Source organism: Bacillus pretiosus (assembly GCF_051294775.1).
GTDB classification, from domain to species: domain Bacteria; phylum Bacillota; class Bacilli; order Bacillales; family Bacillaceae_G; genus Bacillus_A; species Bacillus_A wiedmannii.
Genome location: NZ_JBPPHF010000653.1, coordinates 1 through 279 on the forward strand (window position 1 = coordinate 1; position 279 = coordinate 279).

Sequence of the window (279 nt, forward strand, 5' to 3'; positions counted from 1 at the left end):
GAAGGGGAGTGAAAGAGATCCTGAAACCGTGTGCCTACAAATAGTCAGAGCCCGTTAATGGGTGATGGCGTGCCTTTTGTAGAATGAACCGGCGAGTTACGATCGCGTGCGAGGTTAAGCTGAAGAGGCGGAGCCGCAGCGAAAGCGAGTCTGAATAGGGCGTTTAGTACGTGGTCGTAGACCCGAAACCAGGTGATCTACCCATGTCCAGGGTGAAGTTCAGGAAACACTGAATGGAGGCCCGAACCCACGCACGGTGAAAAGTGCGGGGATGAGGTG

At 54.5% G+C, this 279-nt stretch carries 1 rRNA gene; it reads left to right on the top strand.

Annotation, left to right across the window (positions count from 1 at the left end):
- A 23S ribosomal RNA gene (locus tag ACSG5Z_RS32550) occupies positions 1-279 on the top strand; the annotation flags it as partial.